Origin of the sequence: Actinoplanes sp. NPDC051859 (genome assembly GCF_044452725.1) — a bacterium.
GTDB lineage: Bacteria > Actinomycetota > Actinomycetes > Mycobacteriales > Micromonosporaceae > Actinoplanes.
In genome coordinates this window covers 129183-155334 of sequence record NZ_JBITBX010000008.1, presented here as the reverse complement: position 1 = coordinate 155334, position 26152 = coordinate 129183, and the positions used below count along the sequence as shown (strand labels likewise).

Genomic DNA, 26152 nt, shown 5'->3' with positions numbered 1-26152 from the left:
TCACGGACCTGTCAGGAGGCTGTGCCGGTCCGGGGGAGGACCTGGCAATCCGGGCAGCTCAGCTGCTGCGGCGCCGGAAGAGGAAGTACGCCACACCGCCGGCGCCGATGACGACGGCGACGACGATGCCGGCCACCGCCCCACCCGACATCGACGATTCGGACGACGCCTTCTCGGTCGCCGGGCCGGGAGCCGCCGCGGCACTGGTGGCGGGAGCGGCGCTGGGCACCGCCGCGGACGACGGCGGGACCGAGGCCGGGGCCGGGGCGGCTGCGGCGGGGTCGTTCACGGTGAAGTCGTACGAGCCCTGCACGGTGTGCCCGTCGTGGGAAACCACCCGGTAGGCCACCGTGTACTTGCCGTTGACCAGCGGATCGGTCAGCGCCAGCGTGGCCGTGGCACCGTCCACTTTGGGGTCGGCGGCGGCCACCTTCTGCTTGGCCTCGGTGGAGACGGTGATCGTGGTGAAGTCGGCGTTGAGCTTCTCCAGGAAGCGGAGCTTGACCGTCTTCGGTGCCTCTTCCACGACGGCGCCTTTGGCCGGCGTCGACTCGGCCAGGGCATTGTGCGCCCACGCCGGGGTGCCGGGCAGCACCAGCGCGGTCATGGCGGCGCCGGCGGCGAGCACCAGAGCGGCTAGCCGAGCAGCTGGTCGCCGATCCAGCCGTCCGCGGCGCAGCCCGGCGGTACGGCGAAGACTGCGGATCCGATCGGAGTGATCCATTGGTTCAACAGGTCCTTCTCGGCTAGGCGGCGCTGGATGGGCAGGAACTGCAGGGCGATATCCGCCTGGTAGGAGGCGAAGATCAGGCCGCTGTCCGGGCGTCCGGTCGCGTCCGGTGCGTCATCGTAGTTGTACGGCCGGCGCAGGATCTTGAGCTTCGGGTCGGTGACCCGGGCCCGCGTCATGTGCGAGAAGTCCGGGATGAGCGGCAGCCCGGCCGGGTCCAGGGCGGCGAAGTCCGGCTCGTCGCGTTCGAGTTTGCCGCTCAGCGGCGCGCCGGTGTCCATCCGCCGCCCGACAGCCGCTTCCTTGTCGGTCGTGCTGAGCAGGTCCCACGTCTCGATCTCGGCGCGGACCCGGCGCACCACGAGCTGGGTGCTGTTGTCCGGCGCCCACACGGCGGTGTCCATCTCCGGCCCCAGCGGGTTCGCCGTGCCGTCCAGCTGACCCAGCACGTTGCGTTGGGTGAAGCCGGCGGGCTGCACACCCGGGGTGTTGCGGAAGCCGCGCTGCACCCAGCGGACGTCGGCGAACGGCCGGGCGTCCTTGATCAGCATCCGCTGGGTGTGCGTGACGGTCATCGGGTCGTCGGCGCAGATCTGCAGGACCAGGTCGCCGCCGCTCCACCGCGGCAGCAGCCGGTCGATGCGGAACGAGGGCAGGTCCTGCACGGACGGCGGCCGCTTGTCCTCGAGGCCGGCCGCCTTGTAGAGGCCGGGCCCGAACCCGAACGTGATGGTGAGCCGGGACGGCAGCCCGGCCAGCGTCGCGTCGGTGTCGCCCAGGGCGGGCTCGCCACGGGTGAGCCGGGCCGCATCGTCGGACAGCATCCGCATCATCCGACCCAACGCGCGCCGGTCTGTGCCGGGTTTGAGGGTGAACGCGACGAACGTGCCCTGTGCGGGGGGTTCGGTGGTCACGCCGGCCTGGCGGGGGCCGTGGAAGGGGACTGTCTCCGTACCGAAAACGGCAGCCTCGGGCATGCGGCCGGCCGCGGCGACGTCGGGGGTCTGCCCGCTCGCCGCCGCGCCGACCGCGGCGCCTGCGGCCGCGCTCAGGCCGGCGACGGTGCCGCCGGCCAGGAGGGTGCGCCGGCTGAGGCTCACGGGTGCGCGCTCGCGGACGGCATCTTCATGCCCGGGTCGTAGCTCTCGCCCGCGCCCGCGAACGGCTTGGCGATCGCCTTGAAGGTGAGCGGGTTGCCGCTGGACAACTCGAGGGTGAAGGACACCTCGTCGCCCGGCTTGATCGCCGCGGCCGGCTTCATCAGCATCAGGTGGTCGCCGCCCGGCGCCAGCTTGTGGCTGCTGCGCGCCTTGATGACGAAGCCGCCCTCCTTGGGCATCATGACCATCTTGCCGTCCTTCATAGCCATGGTGTGCAGCTCGATCGGCGACGCGGGCGAGGTGGCGGCCTTGATGGTGATGTCGGCGTCACTGTCGTTGACCAGCTCGGCGAAGCCCGCGGTCATGCCTTTGTCGGCGGCCTTCACCCACGGGTCGCGGACGACGAGGCCGGTCACGGCCGCGGCCGAGCTCGCCGGGGCAGCCGTGCCGGTGGCGGTCGGCGTGGCAGCGTCCTTGTCGCCGCCGCAGCCGGTGAGGGCGGTGACGGTCAGGGCGGCGAGGGCCAATCCGGCACGGGTCCGGGCACGGCGGTTCTGCAACATGTTCGACATCGTCTTTCCTAGGGGATGGATGACTCGGTGGTTGGTCGTCGCGACCGGCGGGAAAGTTCCCGGAAGTTTCAGGCGCCGTCGAAGTCCGCGGCCAGCTCGTCCGGCGCGCGCATCCGCCAGGCGTCCGTGATGAGTTCTCGTAGCCGTTTCACCCCGACTTCGGGCAACCGCAGCATGACCAGGGGCAGGCCGTCGTAGCCCGGTGTGGTGAAGAACAGCTCCGGCTCGCCGAGCAAGAGGGCCTGCTTCTCGGCTTCATCGCCGACGAACACCACCGCGATGTCCGTACGGATGACGCGCGGCTGGCCCGGCACCCGCTCCGGGTACGACCACACGAAGCCCTTGTTCCCCACCCGGAAGTCGAATCCGGCACTGTCGATCTCGACGGTGTGCGGCAGAGCCAGCGCCAACCGGCGCACGTCGTCGGCGGAGGCCATCAGCGCAGCCCGGGCGGATTCGACCACATCGGGGCAGTGAACCACACGCTGACCTCCGGGTACGGACAGGGCCGGAACTGACGTCAGTCCCGGCCCTGCGCTGCTGCTGGTCGATCAGCGCTTGCAGTCCATCGCGAACGCGTAGTAGATCAGCGTCGACGACTCCGACGAGGTGAACGCCGGCTTCCGGCCCATCGACATCAGGATCACCTTGGCGACGTAGAGCAGGAACTGCCGCTTGGTGAGGTGCAGGTCGAACGCGCCCAGGATGTCCCGGGTGCCGTTGTCGCCGAGGTACTGCTTGGTCAGCGCCATCAGCCAGTTCGTGGTCGCCTCGACCGTGTACCTGATCGTGACCGCGGCCGAGGTGTTACCGGCCTTGTCCACGCCACCGGCACAGATGATCGTGTAAGCGCCGTTGCTGGACGTCTGCGTCAGCTTCGCCAGGGTGGCGACGCCGGAGCCCGAGTCGGTGGTCTTGCAGGACACCGCCGGGGCGGAGTCGGCGCCGTACACCTTGCCGTTCACCGCGCCGAGCACCGAGACCACCGGGGCGGTCTTGTCGATGTTCAGGTTCAGCGTGCTGGTGGTCGTGTTGCCGGCCTTGTCGGAGGCCGTACCGGGGACGCTGACCGCGACACCCTCGGCGGTGACCTTCGCGTCGACAGGGCAGGACGCCACGGCCGAGTCGCTGTCGGAGCAGGTGTAGCGAACGGTCGGGGTGGTGCGGTACCAGCCGTCAGCGTTCTTCGTGCCCTCGACGGTGGCGGTCACCTCGGGACCGATCAGGTCGACGTTGACCGTGAGCGCTGCCGTGGTGGAGTTGCCCGCCAGGTCGGTGGCCGTACCGGTGATCTTCTGGTTGGCGCCGTTCTTCGTCACCGTCACGTCGGCCGGGCAGACCGTCAGGCCGGAGCCCTCGTCGGTGCAGGTGAAGCGGACGGTCGGGGCGCTGTTGAACCAGCCGTTGGCGTTCGGTGCCTCCACCAGGGCGGCGGTGACGACCGGGGCGGTCTGGTCCAGGCTCACCGTGACCGAGGTGGTCGCGGTGTTGCCGGCCTTGTCGGCCACCGTACCCATGACGATCTTGCCGAGACCGTCCGCGGCGACCGGGGTGTCGGCCGGGCAGTTGACGATGCCGGAGACCTCGTCGGTGCAGGTGAAGTGCACGACCGGGGAGGTGCGGTACCAACCGTCGGCGTTCGCCTCGCCCAGCACCTCGGCGGTGATGGTCGGAACGGTGCGGTCCACGTTGACCGTGAGTCGGGCGGTGGCGGTGTTGCCGGCCATGTCGGTCGCGGTGCCGATGACGGTCTGCTCGCCGCCGTCGGTGACCATCTCCTGGTCCTCGGGGCAGGTCGCCATGGCGGAGCCCTCATCGGAGCAGGTGAAGTGGATCACCGGCGTGGTGCGGAACCAGCCGTCCGCGTTCCGCTCGCCGAGCACGTCAGCCGTGATCTGCGGAGCGACCCGGTCCACGCTGAGAAGAATGGCAGCGGTGGCGGTGTTGCCGGCCTTGTCGGTCGCGGTGCCGGTGACCTTCTGGTCGGCGCCGTCCTCGTGCAGGGTGATGTCGGCCGGGCAGTTCGTGACGCCGGCACCGGTGTCGGTGCAGGTGAAGTGCACGGTCGGCTTGGTGGTGTACCAGCCCGACTCGTTCACCTCGCCGGCTACCGAGGCGGTGATCGTCGGGGCGGTGACGTCCACGTTGAGCTTCACCGTCGCGCTGGCGACGTTGCCGGCCTTGTCGACGGCCTTGCCGGTGATCTCCTTGCCGACGCCGTCCTCGGTGACCTTGCGGTCCGCGGGGCACTCGGCAACGCCGGAGGTCAGGTCGGTGCAGGTGTAGTGGATCGTCGGGGCCGTGGTGTACCAGCCGTCGGCGTTCACGTCACCCTGCACGGTCGCGGTGATGACCGGGGCGACCTGGTCCAGGTTGATGATGACGGTGTCGGTCGAGGTGTTGCCAGCTTTGTCAGTGGCCGTGCCGGTGACGCTGTGGTTGGCACCGTCGATGGCGAGCGGCGTGTCCGCCGGGCAGATAGCCAGCGTGTTGACGCCCGACACCGTGTCAGAGCAGGTGTACTGCACCATCGGCGGCGTCTTGTACCAGCCGGCCGCGTTCTTGTCGCCCTTGACCGTCGAGCTGACCGACGGCGGCGTCTGGTCCACGGCCAGCGTCAGCGTGACGGTGGCGGTGTTGCCGGCGGCGTCCACGGCCGTGCCGGAGAAACGCTGCCCGGCGCCGTCCTTGCTGACGGTGATCGGGGCGGTGCAGCTCGCGATGCTGCTGGCGGCGTCCGCGCAGGTGAAGCGGATCGTCACCGCGGAGCGGAAGTAGCCGTTCTTGGTGGTCGCCGACAGCGTCGGGACGATGGTCGGCGGGGTCCGGTCGGAGCCGGTGGACACCGTCGTGGTGGAGTGCGTGGTCTCGACACCCGAGTCGGCGGTCGAACCGCCCGAGGAACCGGTGCCCGTGCCACCCGTGCCGCCGGAAGCGGTCGGGGTCGGGGTCGGGGTGGCCGCGGGCGTCGTGGGCTCCGGCTCACTGGTCGCCGTGGGAGCGGGCACCGTCGGCGTCTCCGCCGGCGCCCAGGTCGGCACCGAGCCGGAGGCCGGGTTGCTGCCACCGTTGGCGTTGTACGCCTTGACCTCGACGACCCAGGTCTTCGCCGGGTCGAGCGACAGCATCGCCGTGGTGGTGGGCACGTCGACCTTGACGTACTTCGTCACCTTGGTCTCGCCGTAGCCCACCTGGTAGTAGGTCGCGGCGGGACCGGCGGAGGTGCCCGCCTTCCAGACCACCTCGACGGTGCCCGGCGCGTCGGCGCGACGCTCCACGACCAGGTCGGTCGGGTCGGCCGGACGGAACCGGTCGACGGTCCACTTCGCCGTGTTGCAGGCGCCGTACTCGTTCTTCGGCGTCACCTGCAGCGAGTACGAGCGGGCCGGGTCGGCACCGGGGTAGCGGAACGACGTGTCCATCGAGGTCTCGTCGTACAGCACCACGCCGTCCGCGGTGCGGGTGAGCACCACGCGGTAGCCGGTGACCGGGGTGAGGCCGGGGTTCGACGGGGTCTTCCAGTCGGCGGCGATGACCTGACCGTCGTCCTCGCGGTTGACCGCCAGACCGGACACGTAGCCGGGTGCGGCGGACTTGAACGACCAGTAGTTCGTGCTGATGACGGTGCCGGTGGCGTCAGCCGTACCCACGCGCACCTTGTAGGCGTCGCAGTTGTTGGCCGCGTCCACCGTGTAGTTCAACGTCGAGGTGGGCACGTTGACCACGGTCTGCACGGCCCCGGCAATGGTGTCGACCACGAAGTGATCGGCGCCGGGGACGGCCTTCCACGCCACGTTGATCTTCTGTACGTCGTCCGCGGACCGGGCTGCCTTGAAGCCCCCGGGGTACGGCAGGGCAGCCTGCGCCGCGGTCGGAATCGCGACGACAGTCACCGCCGCTCCTACCACCCCGGCGCTCACCGCGGTGAGCAGTCGTCTGACGTCCATCTGGCCTCATCTCGAAGTCGAGCTCTTGGGGGGTCAGATCGGCGGCCAACCTCAAGCCGATCTCAAGCGAAGCTCTGGGGAACCTCAAATTCGTGGGGGAGAACAGGTGCTCAGCGCACCGCGTCGGCCGCGACGGGCCGCTGCCCGGCGTCGGTCTCCACGACCGCCGCAGGCAGGGTGAACCAGATCCGCGCGCCACCACGGAACTGCGGGTCGGCGCCGATGCTGCCGCCCAGCCGTTGCACGATCCGGCGGCAGATCGTCAGCCCCAGACCGGTGCCCGGGTACGCGTCCGGATGCGCCCGGTGCAGCTCACCGAAGATCGCCTCGTGCTGCCCGTCCGGGATGCCGACGCCCTGGTCGGTCACCTCGACGCGGACGAACCCGTCCGGGCCGGGCCGCACCCCGACGTGCACCCGCGCGGGCTCACCCGGACGGACGTACTTCAGCGCGTTGCCCAACAGGTTCTCCAGCAACCGGCGCAGCATGCCGTGATCACCGCGGACCGCGGGCAGCGGCTCCCAGGTGATGTGCGGAGCCGGCCGCGGTGCCGCACCCGGCCGGGGCAGCTCCACCGCGCGGTCCGCGACGACGTCGTCGATCAACGCGTTCAGGTCGATCTTCGTCAGGTGCAGCCGGGCACCCCGGACCGTCGAGTACGCGAGCACGTCGTCGATCAGCCGTCGCATCCGGTCCGTACCCCGGTTGATCTCCGCCACGAAGTCGTCGTAGTCGTCCGGCCGCGGGTAGCCGACGTCGAGGTGGGTGAGCAGCTGGGCGTACCCGCAGATGCCGGCGAGCGGCGCCTTGAGGTCGTGGCTGATCTCCCGGGAGAACGCCTCGAGGTCCTGCACCGAGCGGCTGAGCTCCTGGACGCGGTGCTCCAGGGCCGCGTTGCGCCGGCGTTCCCGCTCGAGCTCGGCGTACACGTCGCGGCGGGGCCGGGTCGCGGATACCACGTACCAGCGGGGGGACCGGCCGAGCTGGCGCCGGCGCAAGGACCAGCGCTGGGCGCGGGATGACACGAGTCGCATGGGGGTTCCGTCCCGGGTCGCGTCGGTCGGGGAGAGGCGGGGGTCAGAGTCAGACAGCACTGTCGGCCCTCTCGTCGGCGGCGAGGTAGCCGGACATCACGCGGACAGCACTGGCAACGGCGCTTTCCACCTCGGCGACCAGCGCGATCAGGTCCTTCTCGCTGGTGCCGGCGACGGCGTTGCGTTCCACCTCGGCGCAGGCCTCGGCGAGCGGGTCGGCGCCGAGCAGGGCGCTGGAGGACTTCAGCGTGTGTGCGGTCGCGCGCAGGGCGTCGTGGTCCTGCTTGCGCAGCGCCTCGGCCAGCGCCGAACGGCGCCCGTCGAGCTGGGACAGGAACGTGTTGACGGTGGTCACGACCAGCGCCCGGTCCTCGAGCTGTTCCTCGAGGTCGCGCAGCTTGCTCAGGTCGGGGGCATCGGCGTCGTCGTCCACCGCGGCGGGCTCGGCCGGTATCTCCGGCTCCTCCGGCGCGTTCAGATACGGCTCCAGCGCCGCCCGCAGCTCGGGCAGGGTGATCGGCTTGCTCAGGTGACCGTCCATCCCCGCCTCCAGGCACCGCTCGCGGTCCCCGTGCAGGGCGGTCGCGGTCAGCGCCAGGATCGGCGTGGAGTTGCCGGCCTCCCGGACCCGCCGGGTCGCCTCCAGGCCGTCCACCCGGGGCATCTGCAGGTCCATCAGCACCACGTCGTACGTGGACTCGCCGAGCAGAGCATCGACCGCGGCAGCACCGTCGGCGACGGCGTGGCACTCGACGCCCAGCAGTTCGATCATGCGCCGGAACACCGTACGGTTGACGTCGTTGTCCTCGGCCAGCAGCACCCGGCCACCGTTCAGCGGCGGGACCGTTACCGGTGCACCGCGGACGCCGGTCCGCTCCAGGTTGAGCGCGGCGACCAGGCGGCCGAGCACCAGCGGCGCGGTCAGCACGCCGGGCTTGCGCACGATGCCGGTGCGCGGGTCGGTGGTGCTGATCATCAGCGCGCGGCCCTTGGGGCCGAGCACCTCGATGACGGCGTCGGCGCGGCGCACGGCCGCGGGGTCGTGCGAGTCGTCGCACCAGAGCAGCGTGTCCACATCGGGGATCTGCTTGGTCAGCTCCTCGAAGCGGGTCGGCACCGGCTCGGCGCCCGCGCTGGTCAGCAGCCAGGACAGGGCCAGCTCCGCGCGCGGCGACGGCGCGACGAGGGCGACGCGGCGCCGGGTCAGCGGCAGCGGCAGCGCGGCGACCGGCTGGTCGCTCGCGGCCTTGAGCGGCAGCCGGATCAGGAACTGCGAGCCCTTGCCCGCCTCGGACTCCACGTCGATCCGGCCGCCCATGGCCTGCACGAGGCGCGCGGCCAGCGCGAGGCCCAGACCGGCACCCTCGTGGCGGCGCGCCGCCGAGGAGTCGGTCTGCACGAACGGGGCGAAGATCCGCTGCCGGTCCCGCTCGCCGATCCCGGGACCGCTGTCGGAGACGGTGATCAGGTACGAGTCGTCGCCGTCGCGCTCGGCCGTCACGATGACCTCACCGGAGTCGGTGAACTTCACCGCGTTGCCGACCACGCAGGTCAGCACCTGGCGCAGCCGGTGGATGTCGCCGAGGACGGCGGCCGGCAGGTCCGGGGCGGGCGCGGCCAGCAGCAGGATGCCCTTGCGGCGGGCCTGCTGCTGCAACGGCTCGACGATGCCTTCCAGCACCGGGCGCAGCGCCACGGGCTGGCGTTCCACCCGCAGGCTGCCGGTTTCCAGGCGAGCCAGGTCGAGCAGGTCGTCGGTGAGTGCCTTGAGCGAGTGCACCGAGCGGTGCACGCTGTCCACCACCTCGCGGACGCCCTGCTGCAACGGCTGGGCGCGGAGCAGGTCCACCGTGGCGACGACGGTGGTCACCGGCGTCCGAATCTCGTGGCCGAGCAGCGCCAAGAACTGCGACTTGGCTTGGGAGACAGAGTCAGCTTCGGGCTCGCCGGCGCTCGGTGCCGCGACCCGCTCGACCGTGATCAGCCGGCGGTGGGCACCGCAGTCGCTTTCCAGGTGGGTGACGCGGACGGTGTGTTCCGTCTGCTCACACCGGCACGGCAGCACCACCGGCGCGGCCTGCGGGGTCATCCGCTGCACCGCACCCGGGAGCTGGTGGTGGGCCGGACACCCGGTCTCGGCCGCCAGCAGCGCCCCCTCCGCCGGGTATGCGCCGCCGCCGTCCGGCCGCGACCATCGCCCGTTGGCGACCAGGACGCGGCCGTCCGGATCCACGATCGCCGCCGGACCGGGAACGACCTCGACCAGCGTGCGCGCCGTAAATCCCATGCGCTGACCTTTCGCGGGAGCGGGACCCGGGTGGTCGAGTCCGTGCCATCAGGTTGGGGGCGCCTGGGGGCAACGGGGTCAGCGTTCGGGAGCAGTCCGGTTTCAGCGGTCTGCGCCGGTGGTTCAGGCGATAGCGTGCCGCGAGCGGTAGCCGGCCGGGGCGGACGTGCGGGCGGCGGAGGTGGCCGGCCGGCGAGCGCGGCGGCGGCGCTGCAGGGCGCCGAGCGCGATGCCGACGAGTGCGATGCCCGCGACCGACCAGGGCAGCACGTCCGCCGGGCCGCGCACCGCGGCCCGCGGCGGCACCGCGGAAATGAGCACCCGGGCCGCGCCGGAGACGGACCGGCCCGCGACGATGATGCTCGCGCCGGGCTGCCCGGCGGCGATCAGCTCCTGCGGCACGGTGAGGCTCACCCGGCCGTTCTCGTCGCTGCGGGCCTGCTGCAGCGGGCTGTCACCGAGCCGCACGTCCACCACGGCCTTGGGCCGGTAGGCGATCCCTTCCACCAGCAGCTGCTCGCCGCTGGCGTCCCAGGTCAGCACGAGCTTGTCCGTGCCGGCTGCGCTGGCTGCGGTGCCCGGCGCGAGCAGGACGACGCTGAGGCCCAGCACCGCGAGAACGGCGACGAAGGCGCTGCGCACAGCCGGGGGAAGGTTCCGCATGTTTCCCAGCGTGCGGCACGCCACCCGGCTGAGGGAATGGCCTCGAGCCAAGCTTGCCCCGCGCCTGAGTCAACCTTGAGCTGGGCACCGGGGAGGCCGTCCCTGGCCTCATTCTGGGGCACTGACTGCCGATGTAAGAGAACAGTGACCCGTGCACCAACGGCTCGGAAAGCCTTCAGGTCCGCGAGACGGGGACCGATGGAGGGACGCCGGAGCCCACTCCGGCGCCAGTTCCGCGCCTGTCAGGGAGGGGATCGTCATGTCGCTCGATCTCGCTGAGGCGCCCGCCCCCGTCGCGGCGCCGGTCCCGGCGGTCACCGACCCGGAATCCCGGCCGCCCGCCCGCCATCGGCAGCACTTCACGCTGCGGGCCCTGCCCGCCCTCGCCGACCGGTTGTGGCGCCTTCCCATCGGTACGGCCGCTGTCATCTTCGCGTCGTGCGGCCCGGCCCATTCGCTCGGATACACCGACTACGTGTTCAACGCCGTGCTGGTCGGCCTGGGGCTGAGCGGGATCGCCCTGCCCCTCGGCGTGATCGGGCTGAAGAACAGTGCCGCGGACGAACCGGCCCCCGTCGACCAGGTCCCACCCCACCCCCCGGCAGGAAACCGCGAATGACAGCCACCATCCCCGCCCCGGCCCGCGCCGCGGCACCGGCCAAGACCGGCACCCACCGGGCACTCAACGCACTGCGTACGGTGGCAGCCGTCCTTGTCGTCGTCTACCACCTGCGTACCCTGCTGTTCGTCGACGCCGCCGCGGCGGGCGACGGTGCCCTGACCGGGTTCCTGTACGCGGTGACCGGCCTCGGCCCGGCGGCTGTCCTGGTCTTCTTCGTGCTCAGCGGCTACTGGGTGGGCGGCAGCGTGCTCGCCGCGTTCCGCAACGACCGGTTCCGGTGGGCGGGGTACGCGACCGCCCGCCTGAGCCGGCTGTGGATCGTGCTCGTTCCCGCCGTGGCGCTCACGGCTGTCCTGGACCACCTCGGCCTCGCCCTGCTCGGGCACACCTCGATCTACCTCGGCGACCCGGCCTACCACCACACCGTGCCGGCCGAGGACCTCGCGGGGCGGCTCGACCCGCTGAGCGCCCTGGGCAACGTCACCTTCCTGCAGACCATTGCCGTGCCCACGTACGGCACCAACGCCTCGCTGTGGTCCCTGGCCTACGAGGCGGCCTTCTACGCGATCTTCCCGCTGGCGCTGTACGCCTGGAAGGGCAGCGGCGGCGTACCCGCGCGGATCGCCAACCTGGTCCTGCTGCTGGCGGTGTGCGCGCTGGTGGGACCGGCCGTGCTGATGTACCTGCCGGTGTGGCTGATGGGTGCCGGCGTCGCCCTGTTCCGCCGGCAGATCGCCGAACGGCTCGTCGCGCTGCGTCCGCTCGTGCTGACCCTGGCTCGTACGGCAGCCGCGGTGGCGGTGGCGGCCGCGATGTGGTCCACCTACCTCAGCTACTCCAGCCGTAACGTGCTGGTGCTCGCCGGTGCCACCACGGTGCTGCTGGTGTTGTTGGTGGAGGACCTGCACTGGACCGGCCTGCCCGGCCGAGTCCTCGACGCCCTGTCCGGGTACGCCGAGTCGTCGTACTCGCTCTACGCGGTCCACCTGCCGATCGCCGCGATGATGGCGGCGCTGCTGGTTCCGCAGGCGGCACACCGGTGGGCGGCCACGCCGGCGCATTGGCTGGCCCTGCTGGCGCTCAGCGCGGTCCTGGTCGGGGCGGGCTGGCTGTTCGCGTGGGCCACCGAGCGCCACACTCCGCGCCTGCGGGCACTGCTCGACGGCGTGATCCGTGCGTTTGCCCGTCGCTCGCGGGTCGGTGCCCACCGCTGACGATGCGGTTACCAGACAGGCGGCCTCGGCCGCAGGGAAATCCCTGTTCCCAGCGGAATCAGCGTCCCCTGGCGGTCTCAGTCAGCGCCGCCTGACTCAGGGCAGCGGCACCGTGGCCGATCAGCACTGGGAAGCGCGCGACCGCCGGTCGAGGTGCGACCGGGCTGGGAGGGGGCGAGGGTGCATCGGGTTTTCCACCGTGCCGCCTGGCTCGCCGCCCGGCCCTACCTCATCGTCTTCGCCATTTCCTCGCTGATCGTCAGCCGCTGGTTCCGCACCGGCACGTTCATCGCCGGCGGCGACATGGGTCCCTTCATCCGGCAGGGCTGGGAGCCCGAGGCGATGTGGGCCTGGAACCACCAGACCACCGGCGCCGGCTCCGCGGGCTACACCATGGCGCGCGGGTTCGAGTTCGTGGTGATCTGGGTCTGCAAGACGGTGGGGCTGACCGAATACTCCGCCCAGTGGCTGTTCTACACCATCATCTACGGACTGGTCGGGTTCGGGATCGCCTACCTGGCCGGCGCGTTCGTCCGCAGCGAGGCCGGCATCGTGATCGCCGGCGTGTTCGGGGTGCTCAACGGGTTCTTCATGACCCGGCTGCCGAACCCCCTCAACATCATTTCCGTCGGCGTGGTGGCGCTGATCACCGGGATCGCGATGCGGGTGGCGATGGGGCGCCGAGTGCCTACCCCGATCGCCGGTTTCGCGCTCATGCCCACCTCGTTCCTGTCGTTCAACCCGCCGATGCTGGTCGTCGCGTACGCGTGGGCGATCGGCGGCACCCCGTTGCTGGCCCTGCTCGTGCTCGGCCGGAAGCCCGCCCTGCGCCTGGTGAAGTGGTTCGTGGCGGCCGCGCCCTGGGCCATCGTGTTGAACGTCTACTGGTTGTATCCGCTCGCGATGAGCTTCGTCGGCGGTGGTGGCGCGGCCGCGAACGCCACCTTCCAGGACCCCACCAACTGGTCCTGGTCGCAGGTCAACAACACCCCGCCCAACATCCTCACGATGGTGGCCAACTGGGCGTGGTTCCGTCCGCAGTACCTGCCGTACGCCGCTGACCTGGACCGGCCCGCGTGGATCTGGATCCGTTACCTGCTGCCGTTCGTGGTGTTCCTCGCCCCGCTGCTGGCGCCGCGTCGACTGCGGCGGCTGGCGTTCGGGCTGCTGCTGCTGATCCTCATCTTCGTCTTCCTGGCTAAGGGTCTGCGCCCGCCGCTGAACCAGTTCAACATGTTCCTCTACCTGCACGCGCCCGGCTTCTGGCTGTTCCGCGAGCCGATGAGCAAGCTGGGGCAGCTGCTGGTCTCGTTCTTCGGCATCATGCTGGCCATCTCGATGGAAGGCTTGTTGACCCGGCTGCGCGCCTCGAAACGGTTCCGGCCGGGCTGGCCGCGGCGCCTGGTGACCGCGGTCGCCGTGCTGCCGTTCATCGGGGTGGTGGCCTACCCCTATCCGATCTACACCGGCCAGGTGATGCCGGATGAACGGCCCACCCAGCCGTCCGCGCACGTCCGGGTGTTGCAGGACTGGTGGGATGTTGCTGACAAGATCAACGCCGACCCGCGCCCCGGCAAGGTGCTGATCCTGCCGCTCGACGACTACTACCAGATGCCCACGACCTGGGGGTTCTTCGGCGCCGACAGTGTCGCGAACCTGCTGCTGAAGCGGCCCGTGGTGGCACCCAAGCCCGGTGGGTACTTCGGCGAGACCCCGGGGTTCAACGCCAGCGTGCACGGCATCGAGAACACGCTGCTGGCCGGCGACCTGGCTCCCGTGCCGAAGCTGCTGGAGGCGATCGGCGCCAGCAAGGTCATCGTCCGGCACGACCTGGTCCGCGGGCTGCCCAACCGCTACTTCGCCGACGACCGCATCCTCGGCGCCGCCATGGCGAAGGTGCAGGGCGGGGAACTGGTCCACGACGGGACGCTCCAGGTCTGGAACTTCAACGGCGGTACGAGCCCGACCCTGCGTACTTTCGACCGGGTGCTGGACGCGCCGGCCCGGGCGGACGCGGGTGCGGCGGTGCTGGGCACGGTGGACAGCCGGACAGGTATCGCGGCGCGGGTCGACACGTCGCCGGTCAACTTCAACCCGTACGTGGACGACACCGCGGTGGTCACGCCGGACGTCGTGCACTGGCCGGTGCCTGCGGTGGACAGCGGCTCGCCCACCACCACCGTCTCCGTCACCGCCGGCACGTACACGCTGGCTCAGCGGGCGCGGGCGGCCGCCGTGCTGGTGCCGCGGATCGACGTGGCCGGTAACCGGTTGGTGCTCGAGGATCCGGCCGTCCTCAAAATCGACGGCAAGGCCGTATCCCAACGTCCCGCGATGGCGATTCCACTGCCGCGCGGCCGGAAGATCGTGGCGTTGAAGGTGGGCACCCGGACGGTGTCGCTCGACAACGGCGTCAGGACGACCGTGCCGGTGGGATCTGCCACCTCCGTGACGCTGCTGGCGACGGCGGCCAAGCCGGCGGACACCACCGGGTACTCCCCGGTCTTCGACTGCAACAACTACGAGCCGCGCCCGTGGAGTCAGCTCCAGCTGACCGCGACCATCAAGCGGGGCACCGTGCGGCTCTCCGCCGCCGACCATGCGGCCTGCACGAAGGTGGTGGCCCGTAACACCGTGCCCGGCCAGCACCTCCGGGTTCGCCTGCAGTATCGGCACGTCACCGGCGCGCGGCCGCAGATCTGCCTGTGGCAGGCCGGTGTGAGCGGTTGCGAGCTGGCCGCCCGGCCCGTGCTGAACGACGGCTGGACCTCCTACGAGCGGGTCGTCACGATGGACAGCCTCTCCCGCGAGTTGCAGGTCATCCTGCGCGCCGACGTCGGCGAGCGGCTGAAGCCCAAGACCGTCGCCGAATACCGGGGGCTGCGGATCGACGCGCTGGAGTCCGCGGCGACGCACACGGTGTTCCCGCCCGCGATCCCGGAGACGTCCGTCAAGCTCACCGCCGGCAAGCACCAGTTGCGCGTGGACGGTGGCCTGTCCGGCTCGATCCTGGCACCGTTCGAGCCGCTGGACGACTGTTTCCGCTACGACGACGAGACGGTGGAACAGGCGGGGCTGGAGGCCGAGGAGCAACTGGGCTCGGACGGCGACACCACCTACACGCTGAAAGCGGTGCGGCACCTTGCCTGCATCGGCGCGCTGGCCGAGGACATGGGCGCCGCCTCCCTCTACGAGTACGCCATGGAGGCGCGCAGTGTGGCGCTGCGTAACCCCAAGTACTGCATGTATCTGCGCGGACCCGACCTGTGCCGCACGATGCCTGGCGTGGCGATCTGGAACGGCTGGACGTCGTACGAGACGCTGGTCGAGCCGGACCCGAACGCGGTCGAAACCCGCATCTATCTGTACGGCCTGCGCGACCCCAAGGGCCAGCAACAGTCCCAAGTGGAGTATCGCGGGGTGCGGCTGCGTCCGGTCAACCCGTCCGAGGTGGTGCTGGTGCGCCAGGAGGCGCCCGCGGTGACCTCATCGGTGGACTACAAGAAGGTGAACCCCACCCAGTTCACCGGCACGGTCACCTCGTCGGGTAAAGCCGCGGTCGCGCTCGCCGAGAACGCGGCGCCGGGTTGGGTGATGACCGGAGCCCAGGGCGCGCAGAAGGTGACGCTGCAGGGCTGGATGAACGGCTGGCTGCTGCCCGAGGGCGGCGAGGTCGCCGTGCGCTACACGCCGGCCCGCCTCGCCCGATACGCGCTCTATCTGCTGCCCACCGGGGTCGTCGCCTCGCTGATCTTCATGTACGTGGTCCGGCTCCCCGAGGGTCGGCCCGGCTCCTGGACGCTACGGCATCGCCAGCCGGGTCGTCTCGGACAGCTCTGGGCTCGTCGTCCCCGCCTGCGCCGACTTCTCTTCCGGCGCCGCACATGAGGAATCTCTTCGCGCGGGAGCCGGCCGCGGAAGCCGGCACCCCCACCCGCCGCCTCCGCCGCCGGCTGTTCACCTCCGTCGCTTTCCTCACCGTGCTGGTTCTCGTCATCGTGTGGCTGCTCTCCCGCTGCTCGCCCGAGCCGGACACGGTCCGGGTGGTAGCCGTCGGCGACATGGCCTGTGACCCGGACGATCCGGAATTCGCTACCGGTGCGAACGACCACTGCAAGCACAAAGAGGTGTCCGACCTGGCGGTAGGGCTGAACCCGGCGGTCTTCCTGGGGCTCGGCGACTACCAGTACGAGCTGCCGGCCGCCGAGGCGTTCCGCACCGTGTACGGGCCGACGTTCGGCCGGTTGCTCGACCGCACCGTGCCGGTCATCGGTAACCAGGAGTACAAGGTGCAGGACGCGAACACGTTCACGGCGTACTTCGGCGACCGGTTCGTCGACGAGAAGGGCTACTGGTCGCAGGACATCGGCCGGTGGCACCTCGTCGTGCTGAACTCCAACTGCTCCGCGGTAGCCGGTGGCTGCGGCAAGGGCTCACCGCAGGAGAGCTGGTTGGCGGCCGACCTGGCCGCCAACGACCGCAAGTGTGTGCTCGCCGCGTGGCACCACCCGCGCTGGTCCACCGGCATCGCCGGCCCCGACCCGCGCACCAACGAACTCTTCAAGACGCTCTACCACTACAAGGTGGAGCTGGTGCTGTCCGGCCACGAAGCGGACTACGAGCGGTTCGCACCGATGAACCCGGACGGCAAACCGGACCCGCTCGGCGTACGCCAGTTCGTCGTCGGCACCGGCGGCCAGGCCCACTACCGGCCGGCGACGGCAGATGGTGCGACCGACGAGGCGGGTGTGCCGAAGGTCCGCGCCGGCATCCCGGCGAGCGAGTTCGTGGACTACGACCACCACGGCGTGCTGGACCTGGAGCTCAAACCGGATTCGTGGACCTGGGCGTTCCACCGGGTGGGTGCCGAGGTCACCGACCGGGGTGAGGCCGCCTGCCGCTGAGCACGTCGGCGTACGCTGCGGCGGTGGTCTCCGCGACCCGTTCCCAGCCCATGCCTTGCGTCGCCGACTCCAGGCCCGCCGCCGCGAACCGGTTCCACACCTGCTCGTCGCGCAGCAACGTGATCAGAGCGTTCGCCAACGCCGGGGCGTTGTCGGGCGGTACGGACAGGCCGTTGACGCCGTCGTCGAGGACCGCTCGGACGCAGGCCACGTCCGTGCCGACCACGGGCAGCCCGACGGCCATCGCCTCGACCAGGGCCATCGCCGGCGGCGACGTGGTGTAGTCGAATTTGAACGGCCAGGTCCCCACCTGCGCGGCGGCCAGTTCGGCCAGCAGGTCCGGCACCGGTTCGGTGACGACGTCGACGGCCTCGGCGGCGCCGGTCCGGGCCAGGATGCGGGGCAGTTCCGGCCGGGGGATGAGCAGCAGTCGCAGCCGGGCGTTCGGCACCGCCGCCCGCACCCGCGGGAACGCGGCGAGCAGCGTGTCCAACCCCCGGACCGTCTCGGCCCGCCCGGCGAAAACGATGGTCGGACTCTCGGCGTCGAAGGCGGCTCGACGCGGGTCGGCAGGTGCCCCGGAGGTGAAGCGGATGACGTTCAGCCCTCGGCGCTTGCCGAGCCGGTCGGCCACCCGGGGATCCGGGGTGAGCACGGTGGTGATCCCCGCGCGACGCAGCGCTGCGGCCGCGAGCGGCACCGGCAGGACCGACGTCAGGAAGACCCGTGCCCGCAACACGTTGGACGAGCGCATCTCGGCCACGGTCGCCCGCCGCCAGGCCCCGGGGCGGGGCAGCGTCGGCCACGCGTACGCGGTCAGCAGCTTGCGGTACGGCCGCAGCACCGGCAGCAACGCCAGGAACGGCCCCAGCGCCCCGGCGTGCAGGTGCACCACGTCCGGCCCGATCTTGTCGAGCGCGTCCTTCAACGCGGTGGACCGCCCGAGCGGGAACGTCTCCAACGCGCCGCCGAGCTCGTGGACCCCGGCGAACGTGTCCCGTCCGTCGACCGCATGGGTGGTGATCAGGTGGTGTTCGCCGGCGACGCGGTGCACCAGTTCGGTGACCGTACGCCCCATCGCTTCCTTGCCGGAGAACTCGGCGATGACATGTGCGATCCTCATGCGGCACCGCCGGGCGCGCCGTGCCGGACGGCGATGCGGTGCCGGATGTGCCCGACCGCGCCGAAGCCGAACTCTCCGACCTTCATCGCCCACAGGCCGCCGTACAGCAGCGGGTGCGAGAAGGCGTACGGGAAGTTCTTCAGGTAGAGGCCGAAGCGGTTGAAGATGTTGGTCTGCCAGCGGAACGCCTCGGGGTGCTCGGCGGCGAACAGGTCGGCTGTGCCGGAATAGCCGAGCTTCTTGCGCATGGTCTTGCGTAGCTGCAGGTCGCCCTCGTTGTGGTAGAGGAAGTTGCGGGTGCGGCCCACGCGGAACCCGGCCTTGCGCACGCGGAGGTCGAAGTCCTTGTCCTCGGAGAAGACCATGCGTTCGTCGTGGCCGCCGAGCTTGTCGTAGACCTCGCGGCGTACGCAACGCAGGGATTCGATCTGTTCCACGCCGTCGTAGATCTTCTTTTCGAGCCACTTGCACTGGGCCCAGAAGGTGGTGCCGAAGGACTCCTCGGGAATGACGAGAGCGTCGAGGTCGCCGGCGAGCTGATCGACGCACTCGCCGATCAGCCCCGGGGTGACCTTCATGTCGGAGTCGAGGTGCAGCAGGATCGACCCGCGCGCCTCGGCCGCGCCGCGCTTACGGCCCTGCGCCATCGACCGGTTCTCCTGCAGATACGTCACGTCGAGGCCGTCGGCCTGGAACTGCTCGACCAATGCCCGCGTGCCGTCGGTCGAGCGCAGGTCGTCGTTGATGATGACCTCGAAGTCCCGGTACTGGGAGTTGGCGCAGGCACCGAGGAAGTCCCGCAGCAGCGGCGCGCTGTTGTAGGCGGGAACGATCACCGACACCACGGGGTGGCTCGTCATCTTTCCCATTATGGGGCTATTTCGGCACTTCGTGACCGTTATGGTCAGGCAGGCATGGGGCTCAGGCGGCGCGCCGCAGTTCCGTCACCGTAGCCAGGGCACCAGGCACCCGGGCGTGCATGCGGACCGCATCCAGCACCGCGGCGGCAACCTCGTCCCAGGACTTCGCACCGCCGAACGGCATCGGGGCGGTCGCCGCTGTGGTCAGGCCCGGCAGCAGCTCGACGATCCGGCTCGCCATGGCCTCGGGCGTCGGCGCCGTCACGACACCGTCCGCCGCCCGGGTCGAGTCGCGCAGGCCCGGCACGTCGTACGCGATGGTCGACGTGCCCAGCGCGGCCGCCTCGGTCACCACCAGACCCCAGCCCTCACGGACGCTGGTCGCCAGATGGACATGGGCACGCGCCATCCGCTCGTGCTTCTCCTCCTCGGACACCCGGCCGAGGAACTCGACACCCTCGGGCGCGGCGGCGCGCAGCCGGTCCAGCATCGGACCGCCGCCGATCATCCACAGCCGCAGGTCCGGGATCTCCTGGCGGGCGAGGCGCACCGCGCCGATCACGTCCCACGGCCGCTTGTAGCTGACCATCCGGCCGCAGAACACCGCGGTCGGTGTGGACTCCTTGGCGACCTGCGGCAGGGTGGCGGGCGGCTCGTAGCCCTCGGGCACCACAGTGACGTCGTGCGCACCGAAACGGGTCAGCGCGTCGCGCGTCGAGTCGGAGACGGCGAGGATCGGCGAACCGGACAGCCGGCGCAGCCAGCTCGGCTCCAGCAGATGCCGGCCCAGGTGGGCGACCCCCGGCGGCGCGTTGTGGTGCCAGATCTCCTCACAGGTCTGGTGCACCAACGCGATCGTCTTTGCGCCGTCGTCGACCCACTTGTGTGCCAGGAACGGCACGGTGTTGGTCTCGTCGATCACCACGTCGAAGCGGCCCCGGCCGTACCGGTTCCACCAGCGCTTCGCCTCCCGGTACACCGTGAACCGGTTGCCGGCGCGGACGACGCGGTAGCCGTCCACGATCTCCGCGACGGGCCGCCCGTTCACGGCCGCGGCGAACAGCGTCACCTCGTGGCCGGCAGCCACCCAACGACGCAGCACCTGCTCGGTGTAGACCTCCGCGCCGCCCGCGGCAGGGTGGGTCAGGTCGCGCCAGTTCAGCACCAGGATGCGCACGGAGGCCTCCGGGGGGATCAGGCCGCGGTCGCGGCAGGACGGGAAGCATCGGCGCTCGCCGGTGCCTCAGGAACGTCTGTCTCTGCCGGCGGCGTGGCCCGCACCCAGCGGCGCCCCTCCAGCAGCAGCATCGCCAGCAGCGTCGGCACCAGGGCGGCGGCCGAAGCCGCGGCGATCTGCGCACCCGAGCCGTGCCACGTCTCGATGAGCGCGATCTCCAGCACCGCACCGATCCACGGCACGGCGATGAGCCGCGAGCGGCGAGCCAGCGCCGCATGGGTCAACACGGTGACGAAGGAGGTCAGCGCCGCCACCCCGCACAGCGCCCGGACCAGGCCGTCCGCGTCCGGGTACTTGTCGCCGTACAGCACGAGCAGCACCAGCGACGGCAGGGCGATCACGGCGGCCGCGCCCAGGACGGCCGGACCGGTCACCGCGGCGCCGCCGGACAGCAGCGCACGGGTACGGCCCGGCGTCGGCCAGGCGGCGAGCAGGCGCGGGAAGACGGCGGCCATGATGCCCGCGGGCAGCGCCAACACCGTCTTCGCGATCGTCGCGGCGGCCACGTACGAGCCGGACGCGGCATCGCCGAGGTGGTGCCGGGCGAGCAGCAGGTCAGCGGTGGAGAACAGGAACAGGCCGGTCACCGCGATCCCGGCGTGGGCGACGGCGCCCAACCGCAGGCTGGTGGTGCTGGTCCGCCCGGCCGTACCTCGCAACCGGGGGAGGGCGACCAGCAGGGCGGCCACCTCCGAGGCGACGGTGGCGGCCAGGGCGCCGGAGATGCCGAACGGCACCATCAGCGCGAGGCCGAGAGCGAGCCGGACCGCGGTGGAGACGAAGTAGGTGTTGGCGACCGTGCCGACCCTGCGGTCACCGAGCAGCAGGCCGCGGGCGGCAGACACCACGGCCGCGGCCAGCAGGTACGGCGCGAGCTGCGCGGTCTCGGCCAGCGAAGACAGGTGGAAGTAGTCCTGCAGCAGCGGCGCGCAGAGCAGGACGAGCACCGCCGGTGGCAGTGACCACAGAGCGACCGCGCGCAGCGTACGCCGAGCCGTCTCCCAGGTGAGCCCGTGCTCGGCCACCAGTGCGGACGCGGCGGTCTGCAGCGCGCCCAGCGGTACGGTGAGCATCACCATCGCGCTGAGCACCGCTCCAAGGGCGCCGTACTCGCCGGGGTCCAGCAGCCGCCCGACCGCCGAATGGAAGGCAAGGTTGCCGGCGCTCTGCACGGCCACCGCCACGGCGATCGGCGCGGCGCCGCGGGCGGCGAGGCGCGCGAGGCGGCGGGTCAGGGAGGTCACGAGGTCTCTATCGGCCGTCCGGCCCCCGACCTGTCTGATTTTTGGTGGAGCTGCGTCACGCAACTCGGCACGCGGGTCGGGCTCCCGGGCAATAATCGGGGTGAAATGACCGATTCCTGGCAAACAGGCGCGGAACGCCGGCCGTCACCCGACGCCCCGGCCAATTCCCGCGCGCCTCGGTCCGGACTGCCGAGCCGCACCGAGTTGCTGTCGGCGATCACCACCGCGCTGGAGGCGACCGGGCAGCCCTGGGCCTGGCAGGGCGAGGCGGACGCGGCCGAACGCTGGGCCGCCGACACCGGCCCCAAGGATCTCGACATCTGGTACGCCGCCCCGCCCGCCGCCGGCGACCCGGTCGACCTGCTCACCGACACGTACGCCGGCGCCCGGGTGGCCGAAGCACACGACCCGCGCCGCCTGCGACACGTCAGCCTCTCCATCGAAACGAGCACCGGGCCCGCCGTGGTCGATGTGACATACGGTGATTTGCGGGTCGGGCCGGTCCTGCTGATGCCGGTGGGACAGGTGACCACGGACCCGGCCAGCCATCGGCTCACCGGCGCGGCGGCGACTGCCGACCTGCTGATCCGCCCGGTGCTGCGCGGCCGGCTGCCCGGCGGGGAACGCCTCGCCGAGGCCCGGGCCGCCTGGGTGGCCGCCGATTCGGCCCACCGCCGGGAGCTGGCCCGCCGTCTCTCCTGGCAACTCGGCCCGCGGGTCGCCGCCGAGCTCGTTGCGGTCGCCGGGGGCGCCGCACCCGACCCGCGGCTGCCGTTACGCGCCCGCATGCGGCTGGTCGCGCTCAGTCTCACCCCCAAGGCCGTGGGCGCCACCTGGAACCAACGCCGAAGCGTCCTGCCCGCCGCGAAGGCCGCCGGACCGCTGGGACTGCGGGTCCGCGGCGTCGTGGTGGCGCTGGTGGGCACGGACGGCTCCGGCAAGTCGACGGTCGCCGACGGTCTGCACGAACGGCTGCACCAATTCGGCCTGCCGACCAGCGCCACCTACTTCGGCATGGCGCGCGGCAACCTGCCCGGCGTCGCCCTGGCCCGCCGCCTGCTGAACGTCGGCTCCACCGCCCCGACCGGCGCCGCTTCCGACCACGCTGCCGCCCCGATCGACCCGGCCGCCGACCACGGCACCCTGCGGCGAGTTGCCGCCTGGTTCTATGCGGGTGAGTACGTGTGGCGCTACCTGCGCAACGTCGCGCCGGCCGTGGCGGCGCGACGGGTGGTCATCGCCGACCGTTGGGTCTACGACCTGCGCGAATCGCCGTGGCCGGGATCCCGCGCCGCCCGGGTCGCCGAGTTCGTCGTCCCAGCCCCGGACATCCTGGTGCTGCCCGACGCCCCGGCTGAACTGATCCACGAGCGCAAGCCGGAACGCACCCTCGCCGAGCAGGCCGACCAGCAGCAGCGGTTCCGCGAGCTCCTGGCTGAACGCCCCGCCCGGCACGCCGAGATCGTGGTGGACACCTCCGGCGCCACCGAGGACCCCCTGGCGCCGCTCGTCGCGGCGGTCGTCCAGGCCGCCCACGGCCCGCGGCGCCGCCCGCGGTGACCCTCGTCGCCCGGCATCGGGGCGGCCGGCGCGCCCCCGCCGCGGCGGGAGCGCCCGCGTACGTGCCCCGGCACCGGCGGCTCCCCGGCGTTGATCCGCGGGCGACCCGTCTCGCCACCGAATCCGGGCTGCTCGGACTGATCGCCGGCCTCGTCGTCGTCGCACCCTGGACCCAGGACGGGCACCTGCTGTTGCTGGACTGGGTGTCTGGTCCGAACCAGGCCATCACACCCGGCCTGTACGGTCTCGACCCGGCCGCGCTGGACGCGTTGCCGTACCGGCTGCTGACCGACCAGGTGCGTTCCCTGGTCGGCCCGGGCGCGACGAGCTGGCTGGTCATCCTCTGCTACTTCCCGATCGCCGCGTCCGGCATCTCCGCGCTCGCCGCTGGCGGCCGGTGGCGCCGGCACACCGCAGCGCTGTTCGTCTGCTGCAATCCGTTCGTCATCGAGCGCATCCAAGCCGGGCACGTCGCGTTCCTGCTCTCCGTCGGCCTGCTGAGCTGGCTGCTCGCTTCGGCCGTCCGTGCCCGCCGCCGCGACACGTGGTTCGCTGCCCGGCCGGCGGGCTGGTATGCCTTGGCGATGGCGGTCGGCCCGCACGCCGCCTGGCTCGGCGGCGCCGGCCTGCTGGCCGTTGCGCTGCTGCCCCGTCCGGGCCGCAAACATCTGGCCCGCACCGCCATCGTGATCGTCTGCGCTGGGTGCATTTACGCGTACGCCGTGACAGTCCTGCTGAGTGCAATCCTCACCGTCCGAGTCGGCAGTCAAGACCTCGAGGTGTACGCCCCGCACGCGGGTTCGGGCGGAATGCTGGTCACCCTCGTCTCCTTGCGCGGCTTCTGGCGCGGCGGCGCCGACAGCAGCCCGCCCATCGACCTGGGGCTGGTCCCCGCCACGGTGATGGCGGTAGCCGCCCTGGCCGGGTTGTACCGGCTGTGTCGCCGCGGTCCGCTCTCCGGCGGCCCCCTGTCCCTGCTCGCCGGCGTGGGCCTGCTGTTCGGCGCGGGCATTCACGGCCCGCTCGCCGCGGTCTACCGATGGGCCTTCGACGTCGTGCCGCTCTTCGAGGCGATGCGCGAGCAACAGAAGTGGGTCGCGCTGACCATGGTGGCGTACGCGGTCGGCATCGGCGTCACCGTGGAGGTCCTGGCACTGGCCTGCCAGCGGGCGCACCGTTCCCTGCAATTCCGGCTTGCGGCAGCCGGCGGCCTCGTCGCGGTGGCGGGCGTGTTCGCGATCATCGCGCCGTCGCTCGCCTGGGGGCTGGGCGGCTCCATCAAGGTCAGCCACTACCCGGAGTCCTGGTACGCCGCCGACAAGATCATGGGACCGGGCGACGAGGCCATCCTGTTCCTGCCCTGGCACCTCTACCAGCCGTTCGGCTTCACCAACGCGCGCACCGTGGCGACACCCGCCGGGGCGTTCTTCCAACGGCCGGTGCTCAGCAGCGACGCGGTCGAGCTCGGTCCGGTGCGGACGAACTCGGTGTCGCGGCGGATGGCGTACGTGCAACGCCTCGTTGCAGCCGGTGGCGCTGGCAGCTTCGGCCGCCTGGTGGCCCCGCTCGGAGTGCGCTTCGTGGTGCTGTCCCGTGACCGGGAAGCCGCGGAATACCTGTGGCTGGAGAAGCAGGCCGACCTGCGACGGGTGCTGCGTACGCCGCAATTGGACGTCTACCGCGTCGAGGCGGACGGCACCGGGCGGGTGGTCGGTGCCCGCCCGGGCGGCTACGACACGGCGGTCACGCAGGCCGGGAAAGGGGCATTGGGCACCGAGGCCGTGCTGGACGGCGGGGCGGATCGACAGCCGCTGCCGTCGACGGCGGCGGGTGGCCTGCGCCGGAAAAGTTCGACGAGTTGGTCGGTCGCGGCCGGCGCTCCCGGCTGGACGGTGATCCCGGAGGAGTGGTCACCGGGCTGGTCGGCGGGCGGTCTGCCGAGCGCACCCACGGCGGCCGGCACGGTCGCGATCGACGCCGGGGCCGAGGCGGTGACGGTGTCCTACACGCCGTGGCGCTGGCTGCGCCTGGGGCTGATCGGTTCGGTGCTGTCGTTGCTGGTCCTGCTCGTCGTCGGGTTGCTGGAGCATCGCCGTGATCTGGTGCGCTGGTGGGCGGTGCCGTATCCGCAGGCGGCGAGTCCGCCGCCGGCGCAGCAGCCGCGGGTCAGGCCGCCTCGGCCAGCTGCTGGTTCCAGGCGGTCACGGGACGCAGGACGAGGGCGCCGGTCGGGGCCGGGCGGTACTGGGTCGTGAAGTGCAGGCGGGCGAAGATGACGAAGGTGTCGCGGATGGTGCGCAGGATCGCCTTCGAACCGACCGTCGAGCCGGCGACCCGCTCTTCGAGGGTGACCGGGGCCCCGACGAACCCGCGCACCCCGGCCGCCTTGGCGGCGACGAAGAACTCCAGGTCGAAGGCGAAGCGGCGCTCGCGCAGCCGGGGGAGCAGCTCGGCCAGCACGTCGCGGCGCAGGACCTTACAGCCGGTCTGGGTGTCGCGCATGCCGAGGAAGAAGAGCAGGGTCACCAGGGTCGAGTAGACCATCGACACCAGCTTGCGGAACGGCGAGGAGGCGCTGCCGGAGGTGCTGTGCCGCTTGTCGGCGTACACGCCGGCGTGGCCACCCGCGCGGGCCACCCGCAGGTACTCGGCGAGGTGCCGGGGGTCGATGTCGCCGTCGGCGTCGACGAAGCCGATCCAGGCGCCGCGGGCGGCGGCGAAGCCGAGGTGCAGCGCGCCACCCTTGCCCTGGTTGACGCCGCTGACGACGACCCGGACGCCGGGGAGGCCGGCGAGGGTGCGCTCGGAGCCGTCGGTCGAGCCGTCGGAGACCGCGATGATCTCGTAGGAGACCTGCTCGGCGGTGAGGCAGGCGACCAGCTTCTCGATGGTGGGGCGCAGCGCCGCACCGGGGTTGTAGAACGGGACCACGACGGTCAGCTCCACGGCCGGGTCGGCCGGGGCCCACAGCCGGGCCGCGTTGTACAGCGGCGCGGGGGCGGTGGTGGCAGCGGTGGGGGCGAGCAGCGTGGCGGTCATGCCCCACTAGTTCGGA

At 71.5% G+C, this 26152-nt stretch carries 19 protein-coding genes; 6 read left to right on the top strand and 13 right to left on the bottom strand.

Translation table 11 applies throughout. The features are described from left to right. Window positions 1-58: 58 nt before the first annotated feature. The 8 genes from ACIA1L_RS21525 to ACIA1L_RS21490 all read right to left on the bottom strand — a co-directional run bounded on the left by ACIA1L_RS21525 (window position 59) and on the right by ACIA1L_RS21490 (window position 10333). Complete coding sequence (locus tag ACIA1L_RS21525) at window positions 59-724, bottom strand: copper resistance protein CopC (protein ID WP_396074634.1); 666 nt, start codon at window positions 722-724, stop codon at window positions 59-61. Then, window positions 637-1830 (bottom strand): Dyp-type peroxidase, encoded by a 1194-nt coding sequence (locus tag ACIA1L_RS21520; RefSeq protein WP_396074633.1) that lies wholly within the window; start codon window positions 1828-1830, stop codon window positions 637-639. Before ACIA1L_RS21520 ends, ACIA1L_RS21525 begins: the two co-directional genes overlap by 88 nt. After that, entirely contained in the window at window positions 1827-2402 is a 576-nt protein-coding gene (locus ACIA1L_RS21515; RefSeq protein ID WP_396074632.1) for a copper chaperone PCu(A)C, read from the bottom strand. Before ACIA1L_RS21515 ends, ACIA1L_RS21520 begins: the two co-directional genes overlap by 4 nt. Window positions 2403-2470: 68 nt before the next feature. Then, window positions 2471-2839, bottom strand: a complete 369-nt coding sequence (locus tag ACIA1L_RS21510) for an MmcQ/YjbR family DNA-binding protein (RefSeq protein ID WP_396074793.1) — start codon at window positions 2837-2839, stop codon at window positions 2471-2473. Window positions 2840-2953: 114 nt separating this feature from the next. Continuing rightward, on the bottom strand, window positions 2954-6349 hold the full coding sequence (locus ACIA1L_RS21505) for a Neogenin (RefSeq protein WP_396074631.1): 3396 nt from the start codon (window positions 6347-6349) through the stop codon (window positions 2954-2956). 110 nt (window positions 6350-6459) lie between these two features. After that, entirely contained in the window at window positions 6460-7383 is a 924-nt protein-coding gene (locus ACIA1L_RS21500; RefSeq protein ID WP_396074630.1) for an ATP-binding protein, read from the bottom strand. Window positions 7384-7432: 49 nt separating this feature from the next. Next, window positions 7433-9670, bottom strand: coding sequence for an ATP-binding protein (locus ACIA1L_RS21495; protein WP_396074629.1), 2238 nt, complete (start codon window positions 9668-9670; stop codon window positions 7433-7435). 123 nt (window positions 9671-9793) lie between these two features. Continuing rightward, window positions 9794-10333, bottom strand: coding sequence for a hypothetical protein (locus ACIA1L_RS21490; RefSeq protein WP_396074627.1), 540 nt, complete (start codon window positions 10331-10333; stop codon window positions 9794-9796). Between the two features lie 259 nt (window positions 10334-10592). Here ACIA1L_RS21490 and ACIA1L_RS21485 point away from each other — a divergent pair, with 259 nt between their 5' ends. The 4 genes from ACIA1L_RS21485 to ACIA1L_RS21470 all read left to right on the top strand — a co-directional run bounded on the left by ACIA1L_RS21485 (window position 10593) and on the right by ACIA1L_RS21470 (window position 17073). Continuing rightward, window positions 10593-10952 (top strand): hypothetical protein, encoded by a 360-nt coding sequence (locus ACIA1L_RS21485; RefSeq protein WP_396074626.1) that lies wholly within the window; start codon window positions 10593-10595, stop codon window positions 10950-10952. After that, window positions 10949-12169 (top strand): acyltransferase family protein, encoded by a 1221-nt coding sequence (locus tag ACIA1L_RS21480; RefSeq protein ID WP_396074625.1) that lies wholly within the window; start codon window positions 10949-10951, stop codon window positions 12167-12169. Before ACIA1L_RS21485 ends, ACIA1L_RS21480 begins: the two co-directional genes overlap by 4 nt. Window positions 12170-12349: 180 nt before the next feature. After that, window positions 12350-16057, top strand: coding sequence for a hypothetical protein (locus ACIA1L_RS21475; protein ID WP_396074623.1), 3708 nt, complete (start codon window positions 12350-12352; stop codon window positions 16055-16057). Beyond that, window positions 16054-17073 carry a metallophosphoesterase family protein gene (locus tag ACIA1L_RS21470; protein WP_396074622.1) on the top strand — a complete coding sequence of 340 codons (1020 nt, stop codon included), beginning with the start codon at window positions 16054-16056 and terminating at the stop codon, window positions 17071-17073. The genes ACIA1L_RS21475 and ACIA1L_RS21470 overlap by 4 nt, the downstream gene beginning before the upstream one ends. Here the strand turns inward: ACIA1L_RS21470 and ACIA1L_RS21465 are convergent. From ACIA1L_RS21465 to ACIA1L_RS21450, 4 genes are all read right to left on the bottom strand, one after another. Then, a complete protein-coding gene (locus ACIA1L_RS21465; RefSeq protein ID WP_396074621.1) occupies window positions 17042-18196 on the bottom strand; it encodes a glycosyltransferase family 4 protein in 1155 nt (384 codons plus the stop codon). The two genes, ACIA1L_RS21470 and ACIA1L_RS21465, sit on opposite strands and share 32 nt — an antisense overlap. Next, window positions 18193-19056, bottom strand: coding sequence for a glycosyltransferase family 2 protein (locus ACIA1L_RS21460; protein ID WP_396074620.1), 864 nt, complete (start codon window positions 19054-19056; stop codon window positions 18193-18195). Before ACIA1L_RS21460 ends, ACIA1L_RS21465 begins: the two co-directional genes overlap by 4 nt. Before the next feature lie 61 nt (window positions 19057-19117). Next, the gene (locus ACIA1L_RS21455) at window positions 19118-20233 is read right to left on the bottom strand and encodes a glycosyltransferase family 4 protein (protein ID WP_396074618.1); all 1116 of its coding nucleotides are present in this window, start codon (window positions 20231-20233) and stop codon (window positions 19118-19120) included. Between the two features lie 17 nt (window positions 20234-20250). Beyond that, window positions 20251-21537, bottom strand: coding sequence for a lipopolysaccharide biosynthesis protein (locus tag ACIA1L_RS21450; RefSeq protein ID WP_396074617.1), 1287 nt, complete (start codon window positions 21535-21537; stop codon window positions 20251-20253). 105 nt (window positions 21538-21642) lie between these two features. Here ACIA1L_RS21450 and ACIA1L_RS21445 point away from each other — a divergent pair, with 105 nt between their 5' ends. Together ACIA1L_RS21445 and ACIA1L_RS21440 are read left to right on the top strand one after the other, a co-directional pair. Continuing rightward, window positions 21643-23097, top strand: a complete 1455-nt coding sequence (locus ACIA1L_RS21445) for a thymidylate kinase (RefSeq protein ID WP_396074616.1) — start codon at window positions 21643-21645, stop codon at window positions 23095-23097. Beyond that, window positions 23094-25352, top strand: a complete 2259-nt coding sequence (locus ACIA1L_RS21440; protein WP_396074615.1) for a hypothetical protein — start codon at window positions 23094-23096, stop codon at window positions 25350-25352. The genes ACIA1L_RS21445 and ACIA1L_RS21440 overlap by 4 nt, the downstream gene beginning before the upstream one ends. Here ACIA1L_RS21440 and ACIA1L_RS21435 read toward each other — a convergent pair. Continuing rightward, the gene (locus ACIA1L_RS21435) at window positions 25264-26136 is read right to left on the bottom strand and encodes a glycosyltransferase family 2 protein (protein WP_396074614.1); all 873 of its coding nucleotides are present in this window, start codon (window positions 26134-26136) and stop codon (window positions 25264-25266) included. The two genes, ACIA1L_RS21440 and ACIA1L_RS21435, sit on opposite strands and share 89 nt — an antisense overlap. Window positions 26137-26152: the final 16 nt, after the last annotated feature.

Coding starts and splice junctions, on each gene's coding strand:
- ACIA1L_RS21445 (WP_396074616.1), top strand. CDS start 21,643: ATGACCGATTCCTGGCAAACAGGCGCGGAACGCCGGCCGTCACCCGAC.
- ACIA1L_RS21505 (WP_396074631.1), bottom strand. CDS start 6,349: ATGGACGTCAGACGACTGCTCACCGCGGTGAGCGCCGGGGTGGTAGGA.
- ACIA1L_RS21510 (WP_396074793.1), bottom strand. CDS start 2,839: ATGGCCTCCGCCGACGACGTGCGCCGGTTGGCGCTGGCTCTGCCGCAC.
- ACIA1L_RS21480 (WP_396074625.1), top strand. CDS start 10,949: ATGACAGCCACCATCCCCGCCCCGGCCCGCGCCGCGGCACCGGCCAAG.
- ACIA1L_RS21465 (WP_396074621.1), bottom strand. CDS start 18,196: ATGAGGATCGCACATGTCATCGCCGAGTTCTCCGGCAAGGAAGCGATG.
- ACIA1L_RS21500 (WP_396074630.1), bottom strand. CDS start 7,383: ATGCGACTCGTGTCATCCCGCGCCCAGCGCTGGTCCTTGCGCCGGCGC.
- ACIA1L_RS21525 (WP_396074634.1), bottom strand. CDS start 724: ATGGATCACTCCGATCGGATCCGCAGTCTTCGCCGTACCGCCGGGCTG.
- ACIA1L_RS21515 (WP_396074632.1), bottom strand. CDS start 2,402: ATGTCGAACATGTTGCAGAACCGCCGTGCCCGGACCCGTGCCGGATTG.
- ACIA1L_RS21495 (WP_396074629.1), bottom strand. CDS start 9,670: ATGGGATTTACGGCGCGCACGCTGGTCGAGGTCGTTCCCGGTCCGGCG.
- ACIA1L_RS21485 (WP_396074626.1), top strand. CDS start 10,593: ATGTCGCTCGATCTCGCTGAGGCGCCCGCCCCCGTCGCGGCGCCGGTC.
- ACIA1L_RS21470 (WP_396074622.1), top strand. CDS start 16,054: ATGAGGAATCTCTTCGCGCGGGAGCCGGCCGCGGAAGCCGGCACCCCC.
- ACIA1L_RS21435 (WP_396074614.1), bottom strand. CDS start 26,136: ATGACCGCCACGCTGCTCGCCCCCACCGCTGCCACCACCGCCCCCGCG.
- ACIA1L_RS21460 (WP_396074620.1), bottom strand. CDS start 19,056: ATGACGAGCCACCCCGTGGTGTCGGTGATCGTTCCCGCCTACAACAGC.
- ACIA1L_RS21490 (WP_396074627.1), bottom strand. CDS start 10,333: ATGCGGAACCTTCCCCCGGCTGTGCGCAGCGCCTTCGTCGCCGTTCTC.